This window comes from Paragemmobacter ruber, from assembly GCF_009908315.1.
GTDB lineage: Bacteria > Pseudomonadota > Alphaproteobacteria > Rhodobacterales > Rhodobacteraceae > Paragemmobacter > Paragemmobacter ruber.
This window is the reverse complement of record NZ_JAAATW010000002.1, coordinates 132,303-155,792: the sequence shown is the minus strand read 5'-3', so window position 1 is coordinate 155,792 and position 23,490 is coordinate 132,303. Positions and strand designations below refer to the sequence as shown.

The 23,490-nt window shown below is 67.4% G+C and carries 22 protein-coding genes and 1 riboswitch; of the genes, 4 read left to right on the top strand and 18 right to left on the bottom strand.

Translation table 11 applies throughout. The features are described from left to right. Positions 1-116 precede the first annotated feature (116 nt). Positions 117-1,202, top strand: coding sequence for a calcium:proton antiporter (locus GU920_RS09170; protein ID WP_161766730.1), 1,086 nt, complete (start codon positions 117-119; stop codon positions 1,200-1,202). 148 nt (positions 1,203-1,350) lie between these two features. Then, the gene (locus GU920_RS09165; RefSeq protein WP_161766729.1) at positions 1,351-1,701 is read left to right on the top strand and encodes a DUF6614 family protein; all 351 of its coding nucleotides are present in this window, start codon (positions 1,351-1,353) and stop codon (positions 1,699-1,701) included. 34 nt (positions 1,702-1,735) lie between these two features. Here GU920_RS09165 and GU920_RS09160 read toward each other — a convergent pair whose 3' ends face one another. Genes GU920_RS09160 through kdpA form a run of 5 tightly spaced genes read right to left on the bottom strand, consistent with a single transcriptional unit; the run spans position 1,736 to position 9,406 of the window. After that, complete coding sequence (locus GU920_RS09160) at positions 1,736-2,431, bottom strand: response regulator (RefSeq protein ID WP_161766728.1); 696 nt, start codon at positions 2,429-2,431, stop codon at positions 1,736-1,738. Further along, a complete protein-coding gene (locus tag GU920_RS09155; protein ID WP_161766727.1) occupies positions 2,428-5,103 on the bottom strand; it encodes a sensor histidine kinase in 2,676 nt (891 codons plus the stop codon). Before GU920_RS09155 ends, GU920_RS09160 begins: the two co-directional genes overlap by 4 nt. Next, positions 5,100-5,678, bottom strand: coding sequence for a potassium-transporting ATPase subunit KdpC (gene kdpC, locus GU920_RS09150; RefSeq protein ID WP_161766726.1), 579 nt, complete (start codon positions 5,676-5,678; stop codon positions 5,100-5,102). Before kdpC ends, GU920_RS09155 begins: the two co-directional genes overlap by 4 nt. 12 nt (positions 5,679-5,690) lie before the next feature. After that, positions 5,691-7,724: a potassium-transporting ATPase subunit KdpB gene (kdpB, locus tag GU920_RS09145; protein WP_161766725.1), complete on the bottom strand. Its 2,034-nt coding sequence runs from the start codon at positions 7,722-7,724 to the stop codon at positions 5,691-5,693. Between the two features lie 8 nt (positions 7,725-7,732). Then, positions 7,733-9,406 (bottom strand): potassium-transporting ATPase subunit KdpA, encoded by a 1,674-nt coding sequence (kdpA, locus tag GU920_RS09140; protein ID WP_161766724.1) that lies wholly within the window; start codon positions 9,404-9,406, stop codon positions 7,733-7,735. Between kdpA and GU920_RS19905 the strand changes: the two genes are divergently transcribed. After that, positions 9,405-9,617 (top strand): hypothetical protein, encoded by a 213-nt coding sequence (locus GU920_RS19905; RefSeq protein WP_449301113.1) that lies wholly within the window; start codon positions 9,405-9,407, stop codon positions 9,615-9,617. The genes kdpA and GU920_RS19905 overlap by 2 nt on opposite strands. A gap of 356 nt (positions 9,618-9,973) precedes the next feature. Here GU920_RS19905 and GU920_RS09130 read toward each other — a convergent pair whose 3' ends face one another. From GU920_RS09130 to aroA, 3 genes are all read right to left on the bottom strand, one after another. After that, positions 9,974-10,759 (bottom strand): SDR family NAD(P)-dependent oxidoreductase, encoded by a 786-nt coding sequence (locus GU920_RS09130; RefSeq protein WP_161766723.1) that lies wholly within the window; start codon positions 10,757-10,759, stop codon positions 9,974-9,976. Further along, positions 10,756-11,349: a (d)CMP kinase gene (locus tag GU920_RS09125; protein WP_161766722.1), complete on the bottom strand. Its 594-nt coding sequence runs from the start codon at positions 11,347-11,349 to the stop codon at positions 10,756-10,758. Before GU920_RS09125 ends, GU920_RS09130 begins: the two co-directional genes overlap by 4 nt. A 96-nt stretch (positions 11,350-11,445) precedes the next feature. Further along, the gene (gene aroA, locus GU920_RS09120) at positions 11,446-12,792 is read right to left on the bottom strand and encodes a 3-phosphoshikimate 1-carboxyvinyltransferase (protein ID WP_161767322.1); all 1,347 of its coding nucleotides are present in this window, start codon (positions 12,790-12,792) and stop codon (positions 11,446-11,448) included. A 141-nt stretch (positions 12,793-12,933) separates the two neighbouring features. On the opposite strand from aroA, the gene GU920_RS09115 reads away from it, so the two are divergent. Beyond that, positions 12,934-13,995, top strand: coding sequence for an MBL fold metallo-hydrolase (locus GU920_RS09115; protein ID WP_161766721.1), 1,062 nt, complete (start codon positions 12,934-12,936; stop codon positions 13,993-13,995). A 7-nt stretch (positions 13,996-14,002) separates the two neighbouring features. On the opposite strand, the gene trmB is transcribed toward GU920_RS09115, so the two are convergent. From trmB to miaB, 10 genes are all read right to left on the bottom strand, one after another. After that, the gene (gene trmB, locus GU920_RS09110) at positions 14,003-14,722 is read right to left on the bottom strand and encodes a tRNA (guanine(46)-N(7))-methyltransferase TrmB (RefSeq protein ID WP_161766720.1); all 720 of its coding nucleotides are present in this window, start codon (positions 14,720-14,722) and stop codon (positions 14,003-14,005) included. A gap of 144 nt (positions 14,723-14,866) precedes the next feature. Next, positions 14,867-15,310, bottom strand: a complete 444-nt coding sequence (locus GU920_RS09105) for a VOC family protein (protein ID WP_161766719.1) — start codon at positions 15,308-15,310, stop codon at positions 14,867-14,869. Positions 15,311-15,399: 89 nt separating this feature from the next. Beyond that, positions 15,400-16,569 (bottom strand): methionine adenosyltransferase, encoded by a 1,170-nt coding sequence (metK, locus tag GU920_RS09100; RefSeq protein ID WP_161766718.1) that lies wholly within the window; start codon positions 16,567-16,569, stop codon positions 15,400-15,402. Between the two features lie 6 nt (positions 16,570-16,575). Then, positions 16,576-16,625, bottom strand: a riboswitch (SAM-SAH riboswitch). A gap of 32 nt (positions 16,626-16,657) precedes the next feature. Continuing rightward, positions 16,658-18,148: an apolipoprotein N-acyltransferase gene (lnt, locus tag GU920_RS09095; RefSeq protein ID WP_235933200.1), complete on the bottom strand. Its 1,491-nt coding sequence runs from the start codon at positions 18,146-18,148 to the stop codon at positions 16,658-16,660. Continuing rightward, on the bottom strand, positions 18,145-19,071 hold the full coding sequence (locus tag GU920_RS09090; protein ID WP_161766717.1) for a transporter associated domain-containing protein: 927 nt from the start codon (positions 19,069-19,071) through the stop codon (positions 18,145-18,147). The genes lnt and GU920_RS09090 overlap by 4 nt, the downstream gene beginning before the upstream one ends. Before the next feature lie 24 nt (positions 19,072-19,095). Further along, positions 19,096-19,614 carry an rRNA maturation RNase YbeY gene (gene ybeY / locus GU920_RS09085; protein WP_161766716.1) on the bottom strand — a complete coding sequence of 173 codons (519 nt, stop codon included), beginning with the start codon at positions 19,612-19,614 and terminating at the stop codon, positions 19,096-19,098. Positions 19,615-19,737: 123 nt separating this feature from the next. Then, positions 19,738-20,757 (bottom strand): PhoH family protein, encoded by a 1,020-nt coding sequence (locus GU920_RS09080; RefSeq protein ID WP_235933198.1) that lies wholly within the window; start codon positions 20,755-20,757, stop codon positions 19,738-19,740. A gap of 203 nt (positions 20,758-20,960) precedes the next feature. Then, entirely contained in the window at positions 20,961-21,308 is a 348-nt protein-coding gene (locus tag GU920_RS09075) for a hypothetical protein (RefSeq protein ID WP_161766714.1), read from the bottom strand. Positions 21,309-21,322: 14 nt separating this feature from the next. Beyond that, positions 21,323-21,892, bottom strand: coding sequence for an OmpA family protein (locus GU920_RS09070; protein WP_328799250.1), 570 nt, complete (start codon positions 21,890-21,892; stop codon positions 21,323-21,325). Between the two features lie 210 nt (positions 21,893-22,102). Then, a complete protein-coding gene (gene miaB / locus GU920_RS09065) occupies positions 22,103-23,419 on the bottom strand; it encodes a tRNA (N6-isopentenyl adenosine(37)-C2)-methylthiotransferase MiaB (protein ID WP_161766713.1) in 1,317 nt (438 codons plus the stop codon). Positions 23,420-23,490 lie beyond the last annotated feature (71 nt).

Below are 23,490 nucleotides of genomic sequence, written 5' to 3'. Positions count from 1 at the left end.
CCCACGTCCCAGACTTGCCAGCCGGTCCCTGTCACGCGATCATGGGCCTGCGCAGATCGGCAGTCTCACCCCAGTCTCTCCCCAGTCTTACCCTTGACCAGAAAGCATCCCCATCCATGACCCCCGCCCCCGTCACGCCTTGGTGGTCATGGGCCGCGCCCGCGCTTGCCCTCTCTCTCGCCGCGCTTGGCCTTGTCGTGCTGCATGGCGCCGTGCCTGCCGTCTTCTTTCTCGTCGCCATTCCCGCGCTCTTCGCGGCGGTCTTTGCCGCTGTGCACCATGCCGAAACGGTCGCCCACCGCATCGGCCAACCCTTCGGCTCCATCGTGCTGGCCCTGTCCGTCACCGTGATCGAAGTCTCGCTGATCGTCTCGATGCTGCTGTCCTCGCCCGATGCCGAAAGCAGCGTCGCCCGCGACACCGTCTTTGCCGCGATCATGATCGTGCTGAACGGCATCGTCGGGCTTTGCCTGCTGATCGGGGGCCTGCGCTTCCACGAACCGGGCTTTCAGGCGCGCGGCGCGATCAAGGCCTTGGGCGTTCTGGGCACGCTGGCGGTGCTCGGCCTCGTTCTGCCGAATTACACGACCACGACCCCCGGGCCGGTCTATGCGCCCAAACAGCTGATCTTTGTCGCCACGGTCTCCCTCGCCCTTTACGGCCTGTTCCTCTACGTCCAGACGATCCGCCACAAAGAGGCGTTCCGCGACGCCGAGGATGACCACGACGACCACACCCCCCCGGATCGCCGCAGCTTTCTGATCGCGCTCCTGCTGCTGCCCCTCTCCCTTCTGGCCGTGGTCCTTCTGGCCGAGGTGCTGGCCCACCCGGTGGAAGAGGGCATCGCGCATCTCGGCCTGCCCGAAGCCCTGATCGGCGTCATCATCGCGCTGATCGTGCTCCTGCCCGAAGCGCTGGCCTCGGTCCGGGCCGCGCGTGCGAACCGGCTGCAAACCAGCATGAACCTCGCCCTCGGCTCTGCGCTGGCCAGCCTCTGCCTGACCATCCCAACCGTCGCCATCCTGTCGCTGATGCTGGGCCAGACCCTCATCCTCGGGCTCGAGGCCGAACATATCGTCCTCCTCGTCCTGTCGCTCTTCATGGCGACCCTCACGCTGGCGACGGGACGCACGACCATCCTGCAAGGTGGCATCCACCTCGTGATCTTCTTCGCCTTCCTGACCATCGCCGCCATCCCCTGACCTGCCGGCCCGGCGGGGTTCACCCCGCCCGCCCTAAGCGAAGGGCCGTCGCAGCCGTCTTAACAGGATGGAAAGTGGCAAGCCCGCAGGATGCGGCGCACCGTCCCAGACTCACAGTCCCGGACCGGGATCACGGAAGGAGGATACCGTGAACGTCTATCACTGCCTGATCGAACTGCGCCCGGAAGCCCGCGCCCTGTCCTTCGCCCATGCGGCCGGTCTCTGGCTCGATCACCTCAACCGCCTGCAGCTTGTCTCGGGCTGGCGGCTCATGCGCCGCAAGTTCGGCCTCGCCTCCGGGCGCCATACCGATTTCATCCTCGAAATCGAAATCGAAGGCATGGCCGCCCTCGACGCCGCCTTCACCGCGCTCGCCGATGCCGATGCCGATGCGGTGGAGCTTTACGAAAAGATGCACGCGATGATCGACACGGTCGAGATCGGGCTCTACCGCCCCTATCCCGACCCGTCGCAACGCGAACGCATCGCGCTGATCTGACGGCCGCCCCCGGGCGGCGCCTGCCGCATCCGCCTCAGCGTTCCGCCCCGTCAAGGAAGCGATACCCGATCCCCGGTTCCGTCGCGATGAAGCGCGGGTTGGCGGCGTCATCCCCCAGCTTCTGGCGCAACTGCCGGACATAGACCCGCAGATACTGGCTGTCGTCCACATGGGCCGGTCCCCAGATCGCCTTCAGGATCATCTCCTGCGTCACCAGCCGCCCACGATGGCTGGCCAGCATCCACAGCAGATCGAACTCCCGCCGCGTCAGATGCAGCGCCTGCCCGTCCAGCGCCGCGGTATGATCCGCCGCATCAATCCGCAGCGGCCCGATGGTCAGAACCGATGGCACGATCTCGGCCAGACGGTCGCGCAACAGGCCCCGCACCCGGGCCAGAAACTCCTTCATCCCAAAGGGCTTGACCACGTAATCCTGCGCGCCTGCATCCAGCGCCTCCACCTTGCCCGCCTCATCGGCCCGCACCGACAGGATCAGCACAGGCACCTGCGTCCAGCCACGCAGATCCCGCAGCACCGACAGCCCGTCCGCATCCGGCAGCCCCAGATCCAGCACGATCAGCCCCGGCGCCTCGCGCGCGGCCAGCGCCAGACCGTCCCGCGCGCTGCCCGCCTCGATCACCTCATGCCCCTCGGCCACCAGCGCCACCCGCAGGAAACGGCGGATCGGCGCCTCGTCGTCGATCACAAGGATGCGCGCCCCCACACTCATGCCACCCTCCCCGGGGCATCCATCGGCAACGACACCACGATCCGCGTCCCGCTGCCATCCGGCGCCCCCGCCTCGGCGCGGATCGCGCCGCCCATTGCCTCCACCAACCCCTTGCAGATCGCCAGACCCAGCCCCGTGCCCGCGCGCTGCCGGTCGCCCCCCGCCACCCGATAGAACATGCCGAAGACGCGCGTCAGATCGGCCTCCGGAATGCCCGGCCCCTGATCCGTCACCGAAATGTCGATCATCCCGCCCCTCTGCACGGCCTGCAGCACGATCTCACTGCCCTCCGGCGCATATTTGGCCGCATTGTCCAGGATGTTGACAAGCACCTGTTCCATCAGCACCGCATCGGCACTGGCCAGCGGCAGGTCCGGCGCCAGCTCCACCCGCAGCCGATGATCCCGCAGCACCCCCTTCATCCGCGCCCGCGCCCCCCCGATCAGTTCCGCCACATCCAGCGCCACCAGACGCGGCTTCAGCGCGCCATGGCCCAGCCGCGTCATGTCGAGCAGGTTCTGCACATAGCGATCCAGCCTTTCGCCCTCGTCGCGGATGTTTTCGGCCAGATCGCGCCGCGCTGCCGCGGGCAGGTCACCCTCCACCAGATGGCCCGCCGCGCCGATGATCGTGACCAGCGGGGTGCGCAGATCATGGCTCACCGAATTCAAGAGCGCCGCGCGCAAGCGCTCGGTCTCGCTGGCAAGCTGCGTCGCCGCCAGATCCTCGGTCAGGCGCAGCCGTTCCAGCGCCAGCGCGATCTGGTCTATCAGCGCATCCAGCAGCCGCCGGTCGGTCCGCGCCAGCAGGCGGTCATCCGCATAGGCGATGCCAAGGACACCCAGCCGCCGCTCCCCCGCGATCAAGGGCAGAAAGAACCACCGCGCCATGGGCAGCGTATCCGATCCGCGCCCCGCCACCTCGCCCTTGTCCCAGGCAAATTGCGCGGCGGATTTGTCCCGCACCTCCAGCCGGTCCTCCGGGGGAAAACCACCCACCACCTGCAACGCCCCCCCGCGCGGCATCAGAAGCAGCGCCTCGCAGCGCAGGGTCGTCGCCACATGGCTGACCGACGCCCAGACAACATCATCCGCCGTCGCCGCCGCCGCCACGCGGCGGCTGAAATCATACAGCTTGTTGGTGCGGTCCGCGATGGCGGCCTGCGCCTCCACCCGCGCGCGCAGACGCGCCGCAAGATTGCCCGTCACCAGCGACGCGGCCAGAAACAGCCCCAGCGTCAGCAACTCCCCCTGACGCGATACGTTGAACGTATAGCGGGGATGGGTGAACAGGAAGTTATACGCCAGAAAGCCCAGCACCGCCGTCGCAAGGGCCGGGCCAAGGCCCCGGCGGCTGGCCACCACGACCACCGCCGTCATGTAGATCACGCTCAGGCTCGCCACCGGGAAAAGCTGCTCAGCCCCCCAGGAACAGGCCGACGCCAGCGCCACCGCCAGCACCGCCTCGCCCCAGGCGCGCGGCTCGGCGCCCAGCCCGGGCAGCCCAAGGCGCAGGCGCGACGGCTTCTCATCAGGCTCCGATGCGACCGTCACCTCGAAAGATCCCGCCTCCCGCAGGATATCGCGCGCCACATCCTCGCCCGCGATCCGCGCCCAGAACGGGCGCGGGCGCGGACGGCCGATCACGATGCGCCGCACATTCCTGTCCCGCGCAAAGGCAAGGATGGCCTTGGCCACGTCATGCTCGGCCTCCAGCGTGGCAAGCTCGGCCCCCAGCCGCTCGGCAAGGCGCAGACTGCCCGCCAGCCGGTCCTTCTCGGCCTCGGGCAGACGTTCGCCCCGCGCCTGCGCCACATTCAGCGCGATCCATTCCGCCCGCGACCGATCCGCGCTGCGCTTGGCCACGCGGATCGCCTCGCGCGCGGCGGGGCTTTCGTTGATGCAGACCAGAACGCGCTCCTGCGTGGGCCATGGTCCCGCAATGGCATTGGCGGCCATATGTTCGCGCAATTGCGCATCCACACGGTCGGCCGCCGTCCGCATGGCCAATTCGCGCAGCGCCGTCAGATTGCCCTTCACAAAGAACGATGACAGCGCCCGCGCTGCCTGATCGGCCGGATAGACCTTGCCCTGTTTCAGACGCTCCACCAATTCATCGGGCGGCAGGTCGATCAGTTCGATCTCATCGGCCATCTCCAGCGCGCCATCCGGCACTGTCTCGCGCACCCGCACCCCGGTGATGCGCGCCACCGTCTCGTTCAGCGTCTCGATATGCTGGATGTTCAGCGTGGTATAGACGTCGATCCCCGCCGCCAGCACCTCCTCGACATCCTGCCAGCGCTTCTCGTGGCGGCTGCCATCGGCATTGGTATGGGCCAACTCGTCGATCAGCGCGAGGTCGGGCTTGCGCGCCAGAAGGCCATCAAGGTCCATCTCGGTCAGCACGCGGCCCTGATAGATCACGGGCCGGCGCGGCAGTTGCGTCAGCCCCGCCAGCTTGGCCTGCGTCTCGGCCCGGCCATGGGTTTCGATCAGGGCCGCCACCACATCGCGGCCCCGGGCCGCTTCGCGATGGGCATCGTCCAGCATGGCCCATGTCTTGCCCACACCCGGCGCCGCGCCGAGAAAAACCTTCAGCCGACCCCGCCCCTCCCGCGCGGCCTGCGAGAGAAGAGCTTCGGGAGAAGGGCGAAGATCGGCGTCAGATGTCATTCCCCACCAGCGGGCGCTATCGGAAAGGCCGCGTCAAGCGCGATGTTGGTGCGCAGCACATTCACCCGCGCCTCGCCATACATCCCCAACAGCGGCGGGACCACCGCGTCCTCGATCAACGCGCGCACCGCCGCCGGGTCCGCCCCCCGCGCGGTGGCGATCCGCCCGGATTGGCCCAGCGCCGAAGCCACGCTGATATCGGGATCAAGGCCCGACCCCGACGTGGTGACCGCGTCGATGGGCGCATCTGTGCCGTTCAGCCCCTCCCACGCGGCACGGCGGGCGGCAACATCGGCGATCAGCGTGGCCGAGGTGGGGCCAAGGTTCGTGGCCCCCGTCCCCGCCGCATTATAGCCCGACGCCGAAGCCCGCGGGTGCAGATAGCCCGCCCCCGCAAAGGGTTGGGCGATCAGGGCCGACCCGATCACCGCCCCCTCCCGCGCCATCAGGCTGCCATTGGCGGCGTCAGGAAACAGGCCCTGCGCAAGACCCGTCATCGCAAAGGGATAGGCCAACCCCGTGAGCAGCGTGAAAATCGCGGTCAGGGCGATGGCAGGGCGAAGCTGTGACAGCATCTTTGGGCCTCCTCAGGCAAGGTTCAGCGCGACAAGCGCAAGGTCGATGGCCTTGATGCCGACGAAAGGCACGATCAGGCCGCCCAGTCCGTAGATCGCAAGGTTGCGCCGCAGCAGCGCCGCCGCGCTCGACGGCCGATACCGCACCCCCCGCAGCGCCAGCGGCACCAGCGCCACAAGGATCAGCGCGTTGAAGATCACCGCCGACAGGATCGCCGATGTGGGCGAGGCCAGATCCATCACGTTCAGCACCGCCAACCCCGGATAGGCCGCGACAAAGATCGCAGGCAGGATGGCGAAATACTTCGCCACGTCATTGGCGATGCTGAACGTCGTCAGCGCCCCGCGGCTGATCAGCAGTTGCTTGCCCACCAGAACCACCTCGATCAGCTTGGTCGGATCGCTGTCAAGGTCGATCAGGTTGGCCGCCTCCTTCGCCGCCGGCGTGCCCGCATTCATGGCCACCCCCACATCGGCCTGCGCCAGCGCGGGCGCGTCGTTCGACCCGTCGCCGCACATGGCCACCAGCCGCCCCCCCGCCTGTTCGCGCCGGATCAGATCCAGCTTCATCTCGGGCGTCGCCTCGGCCAGGAAATCATCCACCCCCGCCTCGGCCGCAATCGCCGCCGCCGTCAAAGGGTTGTCCCCCGTGATCATCACCGTGCGGATACCCATCGCGCGCAACTCGGCAAACCGCTCCCGCACGCCGGGCTTCACGATGTCCTTCAGATGCACCGCGCCCAGGATCTCCGCCCCCTCGGCCACCAGCAGGGGCGTCCCCCCCGACCGCGCGATCGCATCGACCTGCTCGGCCAGCGCGCCGGGCGGGGTCTTGCCCGTCAGACGGATCACCGCATCCATCGCCCCCTTGCGCAGGGACCGCCCGCCCGCATCCAGCCCCGACAGCCGCGTGTGCGCCGTAAAGGCCACCGCTTCCGCCCCCGCGGGCATCCCGGGCAGCGCCCCCAGCACCTCGCGCGCCTTCTCCACGATGGATTTGCCCTCGGGCGTCTCATCGGCCAGCGACGCCAGCGCCGCCGCCTCTGCCAGACGCCGCAGCTCCACCCCCGGCGCCGGGATCAGCGCATCCGCCATCCGGTTGCCAAAGGTGATCGTCCCGGTCTTGTCCAGAAGCAGCGTATCCACATCCCCCGCCGCCTCCACCGCGCGGCCCGATTTGGCGATCACATTGGCCTTCACCAGCCGGTCCATCCCGGCAATCCCGATGGCCGACAAAAGCCCCCCGATCGTCGTTGGGATCAGCGTCACGAACAGCGCCCCCAGCACGATCACCGGGATCGCCGCTCCGGAATAGCTGGCAAAAGCAGGCAGCGTCACCACGACGAACAGGAATATCAGCGTCAGCCCCACCAGCAGGATGTTCAGCGCGATCTCGTTCGGGGTCTTCTGCCGCTCGGCCCCCTCGACCAGCGCGATCATGCGGTCTAGGAAACTCTTCCCCGGCTCCGCCGTCACCCGGATCACCAGCCAGTCCGACACGACGGTGGTACCCCCCGTCACCCCCGACCGATCCCCGCCCGCCTCGCGGATCACCGGCGCGCTCTCGCCGGTGATCGCGCTTTCATTCACCGACGCCATGCCGCGCACCGCCTCGCCGTCGGTGGGGATGATCTCCCCTGCCGCGACATAGACGATCTGCCCGGGGCGCAGCGCGGTGGACAGAACCTCCGTCGCCCGTTCCGGGCTTTCCTCCACCCCCGACAGAAGCCGCACCCGCGTCTCCGCCTTGGTCGCCCGCAGCGTATCCGCCCGTGCCCGCCCCCGCCCCTCGGCCAGCGCCTCGGCGAAATTCGCAAAAAGCACGCACAGCCACAGCCAGGCCGAAATGTGCAGGCTCGTCCCCGCGCCCGCCGCCCCGGCCAGAAAATCGCGCAGGCCCAGCACCGTCGTCAGCGCCGCCACCACGGCGGTCACGAACATCACCGGGTTACGCCACAGCCGCCGCGGATCCAGCTTCACCAGACTTTCCCGGATCGCAGCCGTGTACAGACCGCTCAGATCGGCCGTCTTTTGATGTTTGGACATGGTTTGCCTCAAAAGCTCTGCCCGGCCATCCGCGCGGTCTCTTCCGCGATCGGGCCAAGGGCAAGGACAGGAAAGAAGGTCAGCGCGCCAAGGATCAGCACCGTCAGAACCAAGAGCGTCACGAACAGCGGGCCATGCGTCGGAAAGGTGCCGCTCGTGACGGGCGCCTGCGGCTTGCGCAGCATCGACCCCGCAATCGCCAAGAGCGGCACGATGATCGCATAGCGGCCCAGGATCATGATGATCCCCAGCGCCGTCGTCTGCCACGGGTTCGCCGCGCCCCAGCCCCCAAAGGCCGAACCATTGTTCCCCGTGGCCGAGGTATAGGCATACAGGATCTCGCTCATCCCGTGCGGCCCGGCCTCCTGCACGGATGTCAGCGCCGCGGGAACCGTGGCCGCCACCGCGCCGCCCACCAGAATTCCCAAGGGCATCGACAGGAAGGCCAGCACCGCCAGCGTCACCTCCCGCGCCTCGATCTTGCGGCCAAGGTATTCCGGCGTCCGCCCCACCATCAGCCCGGCAAGGAACACCGCCAGCACGACATACAGCATCATGCCGTAAAGCCCCGCCCCGACGCCGCCAAAGATCACCTCGCCCACCGCCATGAACACCAGCATCACAAGGCCCGACAGCGGCATGAAACTGTCATGCATCGCATTGACCGATCCGTTCGATGCCGCCGTGGTCGATGCCGCCCAAAGCGACGAAAGCATCGCGCCAAAGCGCTGCTCCTTGCCCTCCATATTCGCCCCGAGGCCCAGCGACGGGTTCCCCGCCGCCTCATAGCCATGGATCACCGCAAGGCCTGCCACGAACATCACCGCCATCGCGGCAAAGATCGCCCAGCCGTGCCGACGGTCCCCGACCATCCGGCCGAACAGAAAGCAAAACGCCACCGGGATCAGCAGGATCGACAGCGATTGCGCCAGGTTCGATGCAATGTTCGGGTTCTCGAAAGGATGGGCCGAATTCACGCCGAAGAACCCGCCCCCATTCGTGCCCAGTTGCTTGATCGCGATCTGCGCCGCCGCAGGACCCCGGGCGATGATCTGTTCCTCGCCCTCGATGCCCGTGGCAACCACCGCTCCCTGCAAGGTCTGCGGCACACCCTGCGCCGCCAGAAACAGCGCCAGGACGACCGACAGCGGAAGCAGGATCCACAGGACAGACCGGCTCAGATCCAGCCAGAAATTGCCAAGCGTAGCCCCCGTCGCGCCGACAAAGCCCCGGATCACCGCCACGGCCACCGCCATGCCCGTGCCCGCGCTCACGAAATTCTGCATCGTCAGCCCGGCCATCTGGCTCAGATAGCTCAGCTGCGCCTCGCCCGAATAGGCCTGCCAGTTGGTGTTCGTCACAAAGCTGACGGCGGTGTTGAACGCCAGATCGGGCGCCATGCCCGCGATGCCATCCGGGTTCAGCGGCAGCACGCCCTGCGCCCGCAACAGCGCATAGAGCAGCACGAAACCCGCCGCATTGAAGGCCAGCACCGCCCGGGCATAGTCGCCCCAGCCCATGCCACGCCCGGGGTCCACCCCGCCCAGCCGCAAAAGCCCCGCCTCGACGCGCCGCAGCGCGGCGGGAAGCTGGCCTGCATAGACGCGCGCCATCCACGCCGCCATCAGCCATGCCAGACCGACCAGCACAGCAAAATACAGAAGATAGGAAATTAGTGTCATGCCGCGCGCCTCAGAACCGGTCCGGCCGCAGCAGCGCCGCGCCCAGATAGACAAAGAGGCCCGCCGCAACGGCAAGGCCGAGGATCAGATCAAGCATGATGCCGCCTCACATCCGCTCGGCCGCACGGACAGCCAGGCCAAAGGCCGCAAAGGCGATCAGGCCCAGCGCAAGATAGATCACGTCCAGCATGGTGCATCTCCAGAAAGTTAGGCCCCGAAGATGCGCCCGCCCCGCGTAAAGGTGCCATGCGGGATGCGGCCCGGCCCCGTAAAAGGCGCGTAAAGCGGGCGGCGGCGCCGCTGGCCTCCGGAACGGGCCTCAGGAACGGGCCGCGAAGACGCCGCCCACGACCCTCCTCCCCCTGTTGGCAAGCCCTGCCTCAGGCCCGGCGCAGGGGTCAGGCCCACTGTGCGCCAAAACACCCTTAACCATTCCGCACGGCCTCACCCTGCCGGAATTTGTATGCACGCCCGTCTGCACCGGTTCCTGCACCCGTTGCTGTACAGTCGCCAACGGCGCTTCGCGCCAAAATCGACGGAAATTCAGCGTGTTAACCCTGACGCCCCTCAGGGCATCAGCTGCCCGCCATTCACCTCGATCACCTGCCCCACGACATATCCCGACAGGCTCTCGCAGGCCAGAAACAGATAGGCCCCCACGCAATCCTCCGGCCCGCCCAGCCGCCCTGCCGGGATCGTGGCAAGCTGCGCCTGCAACTGCGCCTCGGTCGAATAGCGCTCGTGAAACGGCGTGGTGATCACCCCCGGCGCCACGGCGTTCACGCGAATACCAAAGGGAATCAACTCTTTGGCCATCCCCCGCGTGACGTTGTGGACAAAGGCCTTCGACGATCCGTAAAGCCCGGCCCCGCCGCTCGCCCCGTTCCGCGCCGCGACCGACGTGGTGTTGATGATGAACCCGCCCCCCGCCGCCTTCAGCGGCCCGATGGCCGCCTGCGACGCCACCACCACCGACCGCGCGTTCAGATCCATGATCTCGTCGTAATCCCGTTCGGAAACATCGGTATAGGCCACGCGCCGCACCATGCCGCCTGCATTGTTGACTAACCCGTCCAGCCGCCCGAAGGCCGCCACCGCCTGCTCCACCGCCGCCCGCGCCCCCGCCCCGGAAGACACGTCCGCCCGGATCAGCACCGCCTCCCCGCCGGCCGCCCCGATCTCGTAAGCCACGGCTTTTGCAGCCTCTTCCGACGCGTTGTAATGCAACCCCACCCGCGCGCCCTGCGCCGCGAAGGCCCGCGCCACCGCCGCCCCGATCCCCGTCGATGCCCCCGTCACAAGCACCGCCTTGCCCTGCAACTCCGGCAACCGCATCCCCGTCATCCCCGTCATCCCCGTTCCTCCAGCCGCCGCTCCACCACCGCAATGGCCCGCGCCACCGCATCCTCCACCGACATCACACTGGTATCCATCACGAAAGCATCCGCCGCCGCCCGCAGCGGCGCATCCGCCCGCCCCATGTCGCGCGCATCCCGCTCCCGCACTTCCGCCAGAACAACCGCCTCATCCCCACCGACCTCCAGCCACCGCCGATGCGCACGCACCTCCGCACTGGCAGTCACATAGAGCTTCACCTCCGCCTCGGGGCAGATCACCGTGCCGATATCCCGCCCGTCCAGCACCGCGCCGCCCTCCGCCCGCGCAAAGCGGCGCTGGAATTCCACAAGCGCCGCACGCACTTGCGGGATCGCGGCCACACGGCTGGCCGCCTGACCCGCCGCCAGCGTCCGCAACCCCTCCCGCTCCAGATCACCGGGAACAAGCGCCTCTGCCGCCGCCACGGGATCGCCGCCCTTCGCGCCGACCGCCCGGTACAAAAGCCCGGTATCCAGATGCCGGAACCCAAAACGCGCCGCCACGGCCCGCCCGATGGTCCCCTTGCCTGCCGCCGCCGGCCCGTCGATCGCCACCGTGAAGATCACGACAAATGCCCCTTCATCTTGGCCCAAATACCCTCGGGGGAAAGCCCCGCAGGGGCGCGGGGGCAGACAGCCCCCCGATTTTTCGCAGGAAGATCGTCACCCGCGATCGAGCAAGGCGCCAAGGCCCGTCATCAGCCCCTCAAAGATCGGGAAAGACGTCAGGATGGGCGACGCGTCATCCACCGCCACCGCCGTCTTCGCCGCCATCCCGCAGACAAGGAAACTCATCGCGATCCGGTGGTCCAGATGCGTGGCGCAGGTCGCCCCACCCGGCACGCCCCCCGCGCCAAGACCATGGACGATCAGCGTATCCTCGTCCTCCTCGACCCGCACGCCACAGGCCTCAAGGCCCCGCGCCATGGCGTCGATCCGGTCGCTTTCCTTGACCCGCAACTCCTTCACGCCGCGCATCACCGTGGTGCCTTCGGCAAAGGCCGCCACCACCGACAGGATGGGATATTCGTCGATCATCGACGGCGCGCGCTCCTCCGGCACCTCTATGCCCTTGAGATTGGGCGAAAACTTCACCCGCAGGTCGGCCACAGGCTCGCCCCCCTCCTCGCGCGGGTTCTGGAACTCGATCTGCGCCCCCATCTCGACCAGCGTCAGATAGAGCCCGTTGCGCGTCAGGTTCTGGCTCACGCCCGGAACCAGGATGTCAGACCCTTCCACGATCAGCGCCGCACAGGTCGGAAAGGCCGCCGAGGACGGATCGCGCGGCACCGCCACGGTCTGCGGCCGCAACTCCGGCCGCCCGGTCAGGGTGATGACATTGCCCTCGGCCGTCTTCTCCACCACCAGTTCCGCGCCAAAGCCAAGCAGCATCCGCTCCGAATGATCCCTCGTGGGTTCCTTCTCGATCACCACCGTCTGCCCCGGCGCGTTCAGGCCCGCCAGCAGCACCGCCGATTTCACCTGCGCGCTCGCCACCGGCAGGGCATAGCGCACGGGCACAGGGTCCACCGCGCCCACCACCGTCATCGGCAGCCGCCCACCCTGCCGCCCATAGGCCCGCGCGCCGAACAGCGACAGGGGATCTGTCACCCGCCCCATCGGCCGCTTGCGCAAACTCGCATCCCCCGTGAAGGTCGCGGTGATGGGCGATGTCGCCATCGTCCCCATGATCAGCCGCACGCCCGTGCCCGAATTGCCGCAGTCGATCACATCGGCGGGCTCGCGGAACCCGCCCACGCCCACGCCGTTCACCGTCCACACGCCGGGGGCATGGCGTGTCACATCCGCCCCGAAGGCGCGCATGGCCTTGGCCGTGTCCAGCACGTCCTGCCCTTCCAGAAGGCCCGTCACCCGCGTCTCGCCCACCGCCATCGCGCCAAAGATCAGCGCGCGATGGCTGATCGACTTGTCGCCCGGCACCTCGGCCACGCCCTTCAGGGGCCCGGATTTGCGGGCGGTCATCGGTTGCGCTTCGCCATGGCCGGACATCGTGATCTCCCTGTCATTCCGGCCCGCCTGATAGCGCAAGCGATGGGGCCGGTCCATGCCCTGCGGAACAGGAGCCGCCCCCCCGTACGCAAGGCGTGCGCAAGGGTTGAACATGCAGCGCGCGGTCTCATATCCACAGTCATGAACCGCCGCCGCTTTCTCGCCCGCACTGCCCTCCTTGCCACCGGCGCCGCCGCCGCCGCCACGGGAGCTTTCGCCCTGTCCCCCGCCCGCAACCGATATTACCAAGGCCCGCCGGGGCCGAACTTCGACGGAACCCGCTTCTTCAACCCGGGCGGCAGCCCGCCCAAGGGCTTTGCCGATCTGCTGAAATGGCAGGCGGGCGGCGGTCGCGCCCAGTGGCCCGACAGCATCGGCATCCGGCAGGCCGTGCCTGCCCCCCGCGTCGATGATCTGATCATCACCATGGTCGGCCATGCCACCCTGCTCATTCAGGTGGCCGGGCTGAACCTCTTGACCGATCCCGTCTGGTCGGATCGCGCCAGCCCCTTCTCCTTCGCAGGCCCCCGCCGCGCAACCGCCCCAGGCATCCGGTTCGAGGCACTGCCCCGCATCGACGCGGTGCTTCTGTCGCACAATCACTACGATCATCTCGATCTCGCCACGCTGGCGCGGCTGAAACAGGCGCATGACCCGCTGGTGATCACGCCCCTCGGCAATGACACGATCATCAAGGACGCCGTTCCCGACATGCGGGTCGCGACCGGCAATTGGGGCCACACCGTTCCCGTCGGTCCCGCCACGGTGCACTTCGAACCCTGCCACCACTGGTCGGCACGCGGCACCCGCGATCGCTCCATGGCGCTCTGGTCGGCCTTCCTGATCGACACGCCCGCCGGGCGAATCTTCCACATCGGCGATACGGGATTCGATCAGGGCCGTCCCTACCGCGATCTGCCGCGCAAGCACGGGCGCATCCGCGCGGCCATCCTGCCCGTCGGCGCCTATGAACCCCGCTGGTTCATGCGCGATCAACATCAGGACCCGGCCGAGGCGGTGGAAGGCTTCCTCCTCAGCGGCGCGGAACACGCCGTAGGCCATCACTGGGGCACGTTCCAGCTCACGAACGAAGGCCGCGACGCGCCCCCCGCCGCGCTGGCGCAGGCGCTGCAGGCCAAGGGCATCGCCCCCGACCGCTTCCGCGCGCTGGCCCCCGGCGAATGGTGGGCGATCCCGGCTTAAGCCTTTTTTAACCTTTACGCCGGAAGGTCAGGTAATGGGGCGCCCGCCCCTCGCGCAGCGCCTTCTGCTCATAGCGGGTGGACAGCCAATCCTCCCACGCGCCCCCCGCTCCGGCCTGCGCCACAATATCGAACCCCGCCTTGGGCACCTCTTCCAGCGTCTGGCGCACATAATCGGGGATGTCGGTCGCCACACGGAACTCTGCCCCCGGCGCCATCACCCGCGCCAGGGCCACCAGATAGCCCGGCGTCACGAAGCGCCGCCGATGGTGCCGCGCCTTGGGCCAAGGGTCGGGATAGTTGAGAAAGGCCTTCGCCACCGATGCGTCAGGCAGCACGTCGAACAGATCACGCACATCGCCGGGATGGATCGCCAGATTGTCCACCCCCGCCGCCCGGATCTTGCCCAGAAGCATCGCCACCCCGTTCACGAAAGGCTCGCAACCGATGATCCCGATGCGGGGGTAACGGGCCGCCATATGCACCAGATGCTCCCCGCCGCCGAAACCAACCTCCAGCCACAGCGGGCGTTCCCCGAACAGCGCCACCGGGTCGATGGGCGACCGCCCCGGGTTCTCCTCCACCGTGATCCCCGCCAGCCGGACCTTGCCAAGGTCCTCGGCCAGATATTGCTTCTGGCTCGCCCGCAGGGTCTTGCCATGCACCCGGCCATAGAAATTCCGCCGCTCCGGCACGGCAGGCATCCCCTCTTGCGTCACATCGGTCATGGCAGGCTCCCCATTCTCAAGCGCGCGCCCTAGTCCCGCCACGCCACAGGGTCAAGCCAAAGCCGCCCTGCCCCTTCCCCGTTGTGCAAATATCCTCAGGGGGAGTCGCCGCAAGGCGACGGGGGCAGAATGCCCCCTCCACCCTCAGACCTGCCCCAAGGGCCGCTCCCCGATCCGCTCGGCCACCATCACCAGATAACCGTCCGGGTCCTGAACGAGGAACTCGCGCTGCCCCCCCATCCGGTCACCCCAGTCGCGCCATTTCTCGCGCGGCTCCACATAGAACGGCACCCCCGCCGCCCGCATCCGCGCCGCCGCTGCATCGGCATCGGCCACATAGACCTGCACCACCAGCCCGCGGCCAAAGGGCCGCTCCATCGGCCCGGTCTCCCAATCCCCGTCGCGCTGATAGATCATCACCTGCGCCCCGTCGGGATGGGCCAGACAGGCCAGCTTCTGCGCCGGCCGCTCAAAGGCCAGGGCAAAGCCCAGCGGCCCCGTCCAGAACGCCAGCGAGGCCGGATAATCCGTCACCATCATCTCTGCCATGCCCATCGCCCATTGGGCGGGCGGCGCCCCGATCCCCATGCCATCCTCCCCCGAAAAACGCCTCTCCAAACGCAAACGGCGCGCGGGGTTTCCACCCCGCGCGCCGCCCGAACCCGCCAGCGGGTCGCTTACTTCACGGCCTTCTTCAGCGCCTCGACCAGATCGGTCCGCTCCCAGCTGAAGCCGCCATCCGCCGTCGCCTCGCGCCCGAAATGGCCATAGGCCGAGGTGCGCGCATAGATCGGCTTGTTCAGGCCCAGCGCCGTGCGGATACCGCGCGGCGTCAGGTCCATGCACTCCGCCACGGCGCGTTCGATGGCGGCGGCATCCACCGCCCCCGTGCCATGGGTATCGACATAGATCGACAAGGGCTTCGCCACCCCGATCGCATAGGACACCTGCAGCGTGCAGCGATCCGCCAGCCCCGCCGCCACCACGTTCTTGGCCAGATAGCGCGCGGCATAGGCCGCCGACCGGTCCACCTTGGTCGGGTCCTTGCCCGAGAAGGCCCCGCCGCCATGCGGCGCGGCCCCGCCATAGGTATCCACGATGATCTTGCGCCCCGTCAGGCCCGCATCGCCATCCGGGCCCCCGATCACGAACTTGCCCGTGGGGTTCACCCACCATTCCGTCTTCGCGGTGATCCAGCCGTCGGGCAGGATCTCGCGGATATAGGGCTCCACGATGGCGCGGATGTCGTCCGACGTCTGCGCCTCGTCCAGATGCTGGGTCGACAGCACGATAGAGGTCACTTCGACGGGCTTGCCATCCTCATAGCGCAGCGAAAGCTGCGACTTGGCATCCGGCCCCAGCGTCGGCTCCTTGCCGGATTTCCGCACCTCGGCCAGCCGCCGCAGGATCGCGTGGCTGTACTGGATCGGCGCCGGCATCAGTTCCGGCGTCTCGCGGCAGGCATAGCCGAACATGATGCCCTGATCGCCTGCGCCATCCCGATCCACACCCTGCGCGATATGGGCGGATTGTTCGTGCAGGAAGTTGTGCACCTTCAGGGTGTTCCAATGGAACTTGTCCTGTTCGTAGCCGATATCCTTCACGCAATCGCGCACGATACCTTCGACGCGCGACAGCATTGCTTTGGTCGCCGCCTCGGTGGACAGACCGACTTCCCCGCCCACGACAACCGTATTCGTGGTGGCAAAGGTTTCACAGGCAACACGGGCATTGGGCTCTTCCGACAGGAAGGCATCGAGGATCGCATCCGACACGCGATCGCACACCTTGTCGGGATGCCCCTCCGACACGGACTCGGAGGTAAACACATAGTTGGTACGGGTCATGGGAAGTGCTCCATTGGGGTTATCCCCGCCACGCCAGGAAGCCGTTGTAGCGGTTAAACCGTCTCCCTATCCGCGACCCCCGCCCGCGTCAAGCCGATGTCCGACGCCCGGCCACCCACAGTCCTGCCATGAGCAACCCGATCAGCAGGATCACCGGCCCATCCCCCCAACGCGCATAGACGGTCGGCGGCAGCGCGCCGGGCAGGGGCGCGTCAAGATAGCCGGGCTCGCCAAAGGGCAACTGGTCCAGAACGCGCCCCCGCGCATCGACCACCGCCGTGACGCCCGTATTGGCCACACGCACCAGCGGCAGGCCCTGCTCGATGGCGCGCAAGCGCGCCTGCGCCATGTGCTGGAACGGGCCGGACCAGGTGCCGAACCACGCGTCATTGGTGATCTGCAGCATCCAGTCCGCCCGCTCCGGCGCGGCGCGCACATCCTGCGGAAAGATCACCTCATAGCAGATCAGCGGCAGCACCTTGCCCAGATCACCGCCCAGATCCAGCACCGCAGGCCCCGGCCCGGGCGAATAGCCGTTGCCCTGCTGGGCGGCAAAGGCCACCAGACCGAACCAGTCATAGAGCAGATCGCCAAAGGGGATGTATTCGCCGAACGGCACCAGATGGTGCTTGTCATAGCTGGCCTCGATGCGCCCGCCCTGGCCGATGACGGCAAGGCTGTTCCAGTATTGCCAACCCGCCACCCGCTGCACGCCCACGGCAACCGGGTTGCCGCGCCCCGCCTCGGCGATGCGGCGGGCGACCTCGGGGTATTCGTCGATCAGGTAAGGCACCGCCGTTTCCGGCCAGATCGCCAGATCGGGCCGCGCCCCGGCCGCGGTAAAGGACAACTGCCGCTCAAAGAACAGCCGCGCCTGATCGGGATCCCATTTCAGCCCCTGTTCGGCATTGGGTTGCACCAGCCGCAGCAGGGCCGCACGCGGGGCCGGCTCGGGCCCGGCCAACCGCCACGCGCCAAAACCGAAAGCCGCCCCCACCATCGCAACGGCAAGTACGGCCAGCCCCAGGCGCCGCGCGGCCAACAGCGCCGCCGCCACCAGCGTGAACAGCGTCAGGCCAAAAGGCCCCACCATCGCCGCCAGTTGCGCAGGCGCATGACCGATCCAGACATGCCCGATCATCGCCCAGGGAAATCCGGTCAGCACATGCGCCCGCGCGAATTCGGCCACCGTCAGGCCAAGGGCAAATCCCAGCGCCGCAAAGCGCCCCCGCGCCGCCACCGCCGCCAGCGCCCAGAACAGGGCCAGTCCGAAAGACAGAAACACCACCGCAAAGGGCGCCATCCAGCCATGGATTTCGGGCGCGATCAGGAACGGCTCGACGATCCAGGCCAGTGCCGCCGCGAAATAGCCCGCCCCGCCAAACCAGGCGATCCAGCCCCGCCCGCGCGCGGCCCCCGCCACCAGATGCACGAAGGCCGCCAAAGCAGGCAGCGCCGCCCACCACCAGCCCAGCGGGGCCTGCCCGCTGGCCACCACCACCCCGCAGGCGGCGGCACCCGCCACCGCCCGCAGGCCGGGCCATCCGGCGCGGGCACGGCGCCAGCCCGCGCCGATCAATCCGCCTCCACCTTTTCGCGCTGCGCCACCACCTCGGGCAGACGGATGCGCACCCGCTTGATCCGGCGGGGATCGGCGTCGATCACCTCGAACTCGGCCCCGCTCTCATGCGGCACGACCTCGCCCCGCGCAGGCACGCGGCCCGTGCGCAGAAAGACGATGCCGCCCAGCGTGTCGATCTCCTCGTCATCCTCGTCATGGCGCAGACGAAGGCCCGTCGCGGTTTCGATCTCTTCCAGCGGCGCATTGGCCATGGCGACAAAGACGCCGGGCCGCTCTTCCTTCCAGAGCGCGCCCTCCTCCTCGTCATGTTCATCCTCGATCTCGCCGATCACGGTCTCGATCAGGTCCTCGATGGTCACCAGACCATCCACCCCCCCATATTCGTCGATCACCAGCGCCATATGCACCCTTTCGCGCTGCATCTTCTGCAAGAGCACGCCGATGGGCATGGAAGGGGGCGCATAAAGCACCGGGCGCAACAGACGCTTGAGCGAAAACCGCCCCGAGGCGCCGAAGCCGTGCTGCAGCGCAAGGTCCTTGAGCAGCACAAGGCCCTGCGGCTGGTCCAGCGTGCCCTTGTAGACCGGAACCCGGCTGAAGCCATGTTCGCGGAACACCTCGACCAGGTCCTCTTTGCCGATGTCCAGCGGCACGGCAACGATCTCGACCTTGGGTATGGCCACATCATCCACCCGTAGCCGCCGCAGGTTGCCGATCCCCGGCAATCCGCCGCCCGGTGCGGCCGCGGCTGGGTGGGCCGCCGCTCCGTCGGTGCTTGTGGAACTGGCCGTCTCTGTCGAAGGGGAAAACGCGCTTAACAAGCGCCCGAAGAACCCGCGTTGCGCGCGTTCTTGTCCGTCGTCCTGGGTCAAATCCCGCGCGCCCTGCGCTGCGTTAGACCCGTCGCTGCTACTGCCCATCGGTCCTTCTTCCAAAAGGCCCCGTCACGCGGGGCGCGCCAAATATGGGTCAGGTAGGCCGAGGGTGGCAAGTATCTCCACCTCGTGCCGCTCCATCACCGCTGCATCTGCGTCGTGGATGTGATCATAGCCGAGGCAATGCAACAATCCATGAACAATCAGATGGGTAACATGGTCGGCCATGGGCTTTCCCTGCGCCTCGGCCTCCTGCGCGCAGGTTTCCCACGCGATGGCCATGTCGCCCAATTCCTCGGGATCGTCCGTCGCGCCCGGTTCGGGCAAGTCCGGCTCCTGCCCCGGCGTGTCGGCGCCGCGTTCCTCTGACGGCCAGGACAGCACATTGGTGGGCTGCGGCTTGCCCCGGAAATCCGCATTAAGCACGGCAATCCGTGCATCATCGCAGCCCAGAAGCACAACCGAAAATCCATCACGCGCCAGCCGCAGATGCGCCATCGCCGCCACGCAGGCACGCTCCGCCAGCGCCGTCAGCCCGAAGGCCTCCCAGCGCGCATCCTCGATCACGACATCCACCAGCGGTTCCATGCGCCGCCCTTTAGTGCTGACCAGACAAAAGCGCAAACCCTGCCCTGCCTCATCAGCAGAAATTTCCCGCGCAACCGGGGAAAGCGCGCGCGGCGTCAGGTTCGGCCGCGCGCCTTGATCGGTTCAGCCCTGCTGCGCCTCGTTCGCCTCATAGGCTTCGATGATCCGGGCCACCAGCGGGTGGCGCACGACGTCCTTGGCGGTGAAGTAGTTGAAGGACACGCCCTTCACCCCCTTCAGGATGCGCTCGGCTTCCTGCAGGCCGGACGGCACGCCGCGCGGCAGGTCGATCTGCGTGCGGTCGCCGGTGATCACCATGCGGCTGCCCTCGCCCAGACGCGTCAGGAACATCTTCATCTGCATCGTGGTCGCGTTCTGCGCCTCGTCCAGCACGACAAAGGCGTTCGACAGCGTCCGCCCCCGCATAAAGGCCAGGGGCGCGATCTCGATCCGCTTCTCTTCGATCAGCTTTTGCACCTGCTTCTGCGGCAGGAAATCGTTCAGCGCGTCATAAAGCGGCTGCATGTAGGGATCGACCTTCTCCTTCATGTCGCCGGGCAGAAAGCCAAGGCGTTCGCCCGCCTCCACCGCCGGACGCGACAGGATGATCTTCTCCACCGCGCCCGAGATGAACATCGTCACGCCCACCGCTACGGCGAGATAGGTCTTGCCCGTCCCCGCAGGGCCGATGCCAAAGCCAAGCTCGTTCTGGAACAGGTTCGCGACATAGGCCTTCTGCGCCTCGGTCCGCGGTTCGATGGGCTTCTTGCGGGTGCGCAGTTCCAGCCCGCCGCCACTGAACATCTCGATCTGCTCGCCATCGGCCATCGCCCGGTCGGGCATCGGGCGGCCCATTCGCATCGCGCCGTCGATATCACCCGCCGCCACGCCGCGCCCGGATTCCAGCCGCGCGTAAAGCGATCTCAGCACGGCTGCCGCCTGATCCCGCGCCCCCTTTTCCCCGATCACCGCCAGCCTGTTGCCACGGCGCAGGATGTGCACCCCGATCTGATGTTCGATCTGCGCAAGGTTGCGGTCAAACTCGCCGCACAGGTCGATCAGCAATCGGTTGTCGGGAAATTCGAGCAGCGTTTCCACAACGTCCTCGGAACGGGTCGGGGGGGTCAGCGCGCTGATGCCCAAGGAGATCTCCTTCTTTAGGGGCTTCGCCAATATCTTGATGATGTGCCGCGTTTGGCCACAAGGCAAGCACCATTCAAGGCCGTGAGCTAACTCTGCCCAAGGATTGTGCAAGAAGCGTGACAGCGGCAAAGCGCGCATCACGCGGCAAAGAAAAAGGGCCGCACCCTGCGGCGCAGCCCCTGCCTGCCAGCGCTGACGCGCGATCAGGGCGTCGGCACCCAGTCGCGGATTCCCCCCTGCCTGGTCTCGTAATCGCCAATCACCGTTCCCGGCGGGAAGCGGTTGTTGCAGATGGGCAGACCCGACACCGGGTCGTAGCGGGGGCTGGAATAGCCTTCGATGCCATCGTCGATGATCCAGTTCTGGCACCCGTCCGGATCATAGGCGATGGCCGCCTCGCCATTCACCAGCGCGCTGCGGTCGAAGAAACCGCGATCCGAACCCGTCGCAATCGTCGAGTTCGGCCCCGAATAGGGCTGGATGCCACAGGCCGAGAGCGCCAGCCCGACCACAAGGAAAAGCCCGGCGCGGGGCAACGACACATCACTCATTACCGGCCCCACGATCACCGACCCCACGTATAGCAGACCACTTCCACACGGCGGTTCTGCTGCATCCCTTCCGCCGTCGCATTGGTTGCGCGCGGCTGCCGCTCGCCATAGCCGATCTGCCGTTCCACCGGCGCACCGACCGACCGCGCGACATCCGCTACCGCCGCCGCCCGGCGCTGCGACAGGCGGATGTTGTATTCGTCGGACGCGCGGCTGTCGGTATGGCCGTAGATGGCATAGCCAAAGGCCCCGGCCGACCGGAAGAACTGCTGCAGCCGCGCCCGCCCATGCGCCGTCAGATGGGCGCTGTCGGTGGCAAAAAGGGTGTCGGTATTCTCGACCAGACAGAGGTTGCGCTTCAGACAGACGGGTTTGCCCGTATGCGGATCGCGGCGCGGGACCATATAGCCCTCCACCCCGCCATCGGCCCACCAATGCATGCAGCCGTCATCATCAATCCAGGCACCCCAGTCGATGCGGCCTTTCACTTCGGGTTGGGTCTGGGCCATCGCGTCCAGCGGTGCGCCAGCGGCCACCATCAGACAAAGCGCGCCGATCGCCGCGCGCACCGAGTATCGAAACAAGCCGAAGCCCTCCTCGTTAACAAAACACCACCTACAGATACTCAAGGGCAGGATTGCCGCCGCTTGGGCCACAACGCAAGTGAAAACATCACCTTCCGTCACATCGCGGTGATCCGCGATGGCACGGCAAAGATACGATCCACGCGCAAGGGCGGGACTGTTTCCCGATCGGCAACAATTGCGGGGCGCGATTGCGGGGCAGGCCTGCCCTTACACCCGCGTGCCGGCCAGCGAATTGGGGGCCGATGCCGTGATCCGCACCCGCACCAGATCGCCCACCCGCCCTTCGGGATCGGTCACATGCACGGCATGCAAGTGATCGGATTTGCCGACCATCTGCCCCGGCAGCCGCCCCGGCTTTTCATAAAGCACCCCCACCTCGCGGCCCACCATCGCCTCTTGCGCGGCGCGCTGCTGCGTGGTGATCAGCGCCTGCAGCGCCTGCAGCCGCGCATCGGCCACCTCGGCCGCCACGGGTGCCTTCTCTGCCGCGGGCGTGCCGGGCCGGGCGGAATACTTGAAGCTGAACGACGACCCGAAGCCGACCGTCCGGATCAGATCCATCGTATCGGCAAAATCCTGATCCGTTTCCCCCGGAAAGCCCACGATGAAATCGGAACTGAGCAGGATGTCAGGCCGCGCCGCACGGATACGCTCGACCAGACGGAAATACTGGTCGCGCGTGTGCTTGCGGTTCATGGCCTTAAGGATGCGGTCGCTGCCCGATTGCACCGGCAGATGCAGGTAGGGCATCAGCTTGGCCTCGTCGCCATGGGCGGCGATCAGGTCATCTTCCATGTCGTTGGGATGCGAGGTGGTATAGCGGATACGCTCCAGCCCGTCGATCCGCGCCAGTTCGCGCACCAGCCGCGCCAGCCCCCAGTCGCCGCGGTCGCCCGCGCCGTGATAGGCATTCACATTCTGGCCGAGCAGCGTGATCTCGCGCACGCCCTTCTCCACCAGCGCCCGCGCCTCGCCCAGAAGCCGCGCCACCGGACGGCTCACTTCCGCCCCCCGCGTGTAGGGGACGACGCAGAAGGCGCAGAACTTGTCACATCCCTCCTGCACCGTCAGGAACGCCGACGGCCCGCGCAGCACCTTGCGTTCGGGAAGATGGTCGAACTTGTCCTCGGCCGGGAAGTCGGTATCCACCGCCTTGCCACCCTTCGCCACCTCGCCCACCATCCCGGGCAGCCGGTGATAGCTCTGCGGCCCGACCACCAGATCGACAAGCGGCATCCGTTTCAGGATCTCTTCGCCCTCGGCCTGCGCGACGCAGCCCGCGACGCCGATCTTCAGGTCAGGCTTGGCCTGTTTCAGGGGTTTCAGGCGCCCCAGGTCGGAGTAGAGCTTTTCCGACGCCTTCTCGCGGATATGGCAGGTGTTGAGAAGCACCATGTCCGCCTCTTCGGCGACCTCGGTCGTCACATAGCCCTGCGCACCCATCGCCTCGGCCATGCGCTCGCTGTCATAGACGTTCATCTGACAGCCATAGGTCTTGATGAAAAGCTTCTTCGGCTCCGCCATGGCGCACCCCTGTTCCGCAAGCACGCCCCTTACACGCAAACGACGCCTGTCTGCAATCATCCGGCATTTTC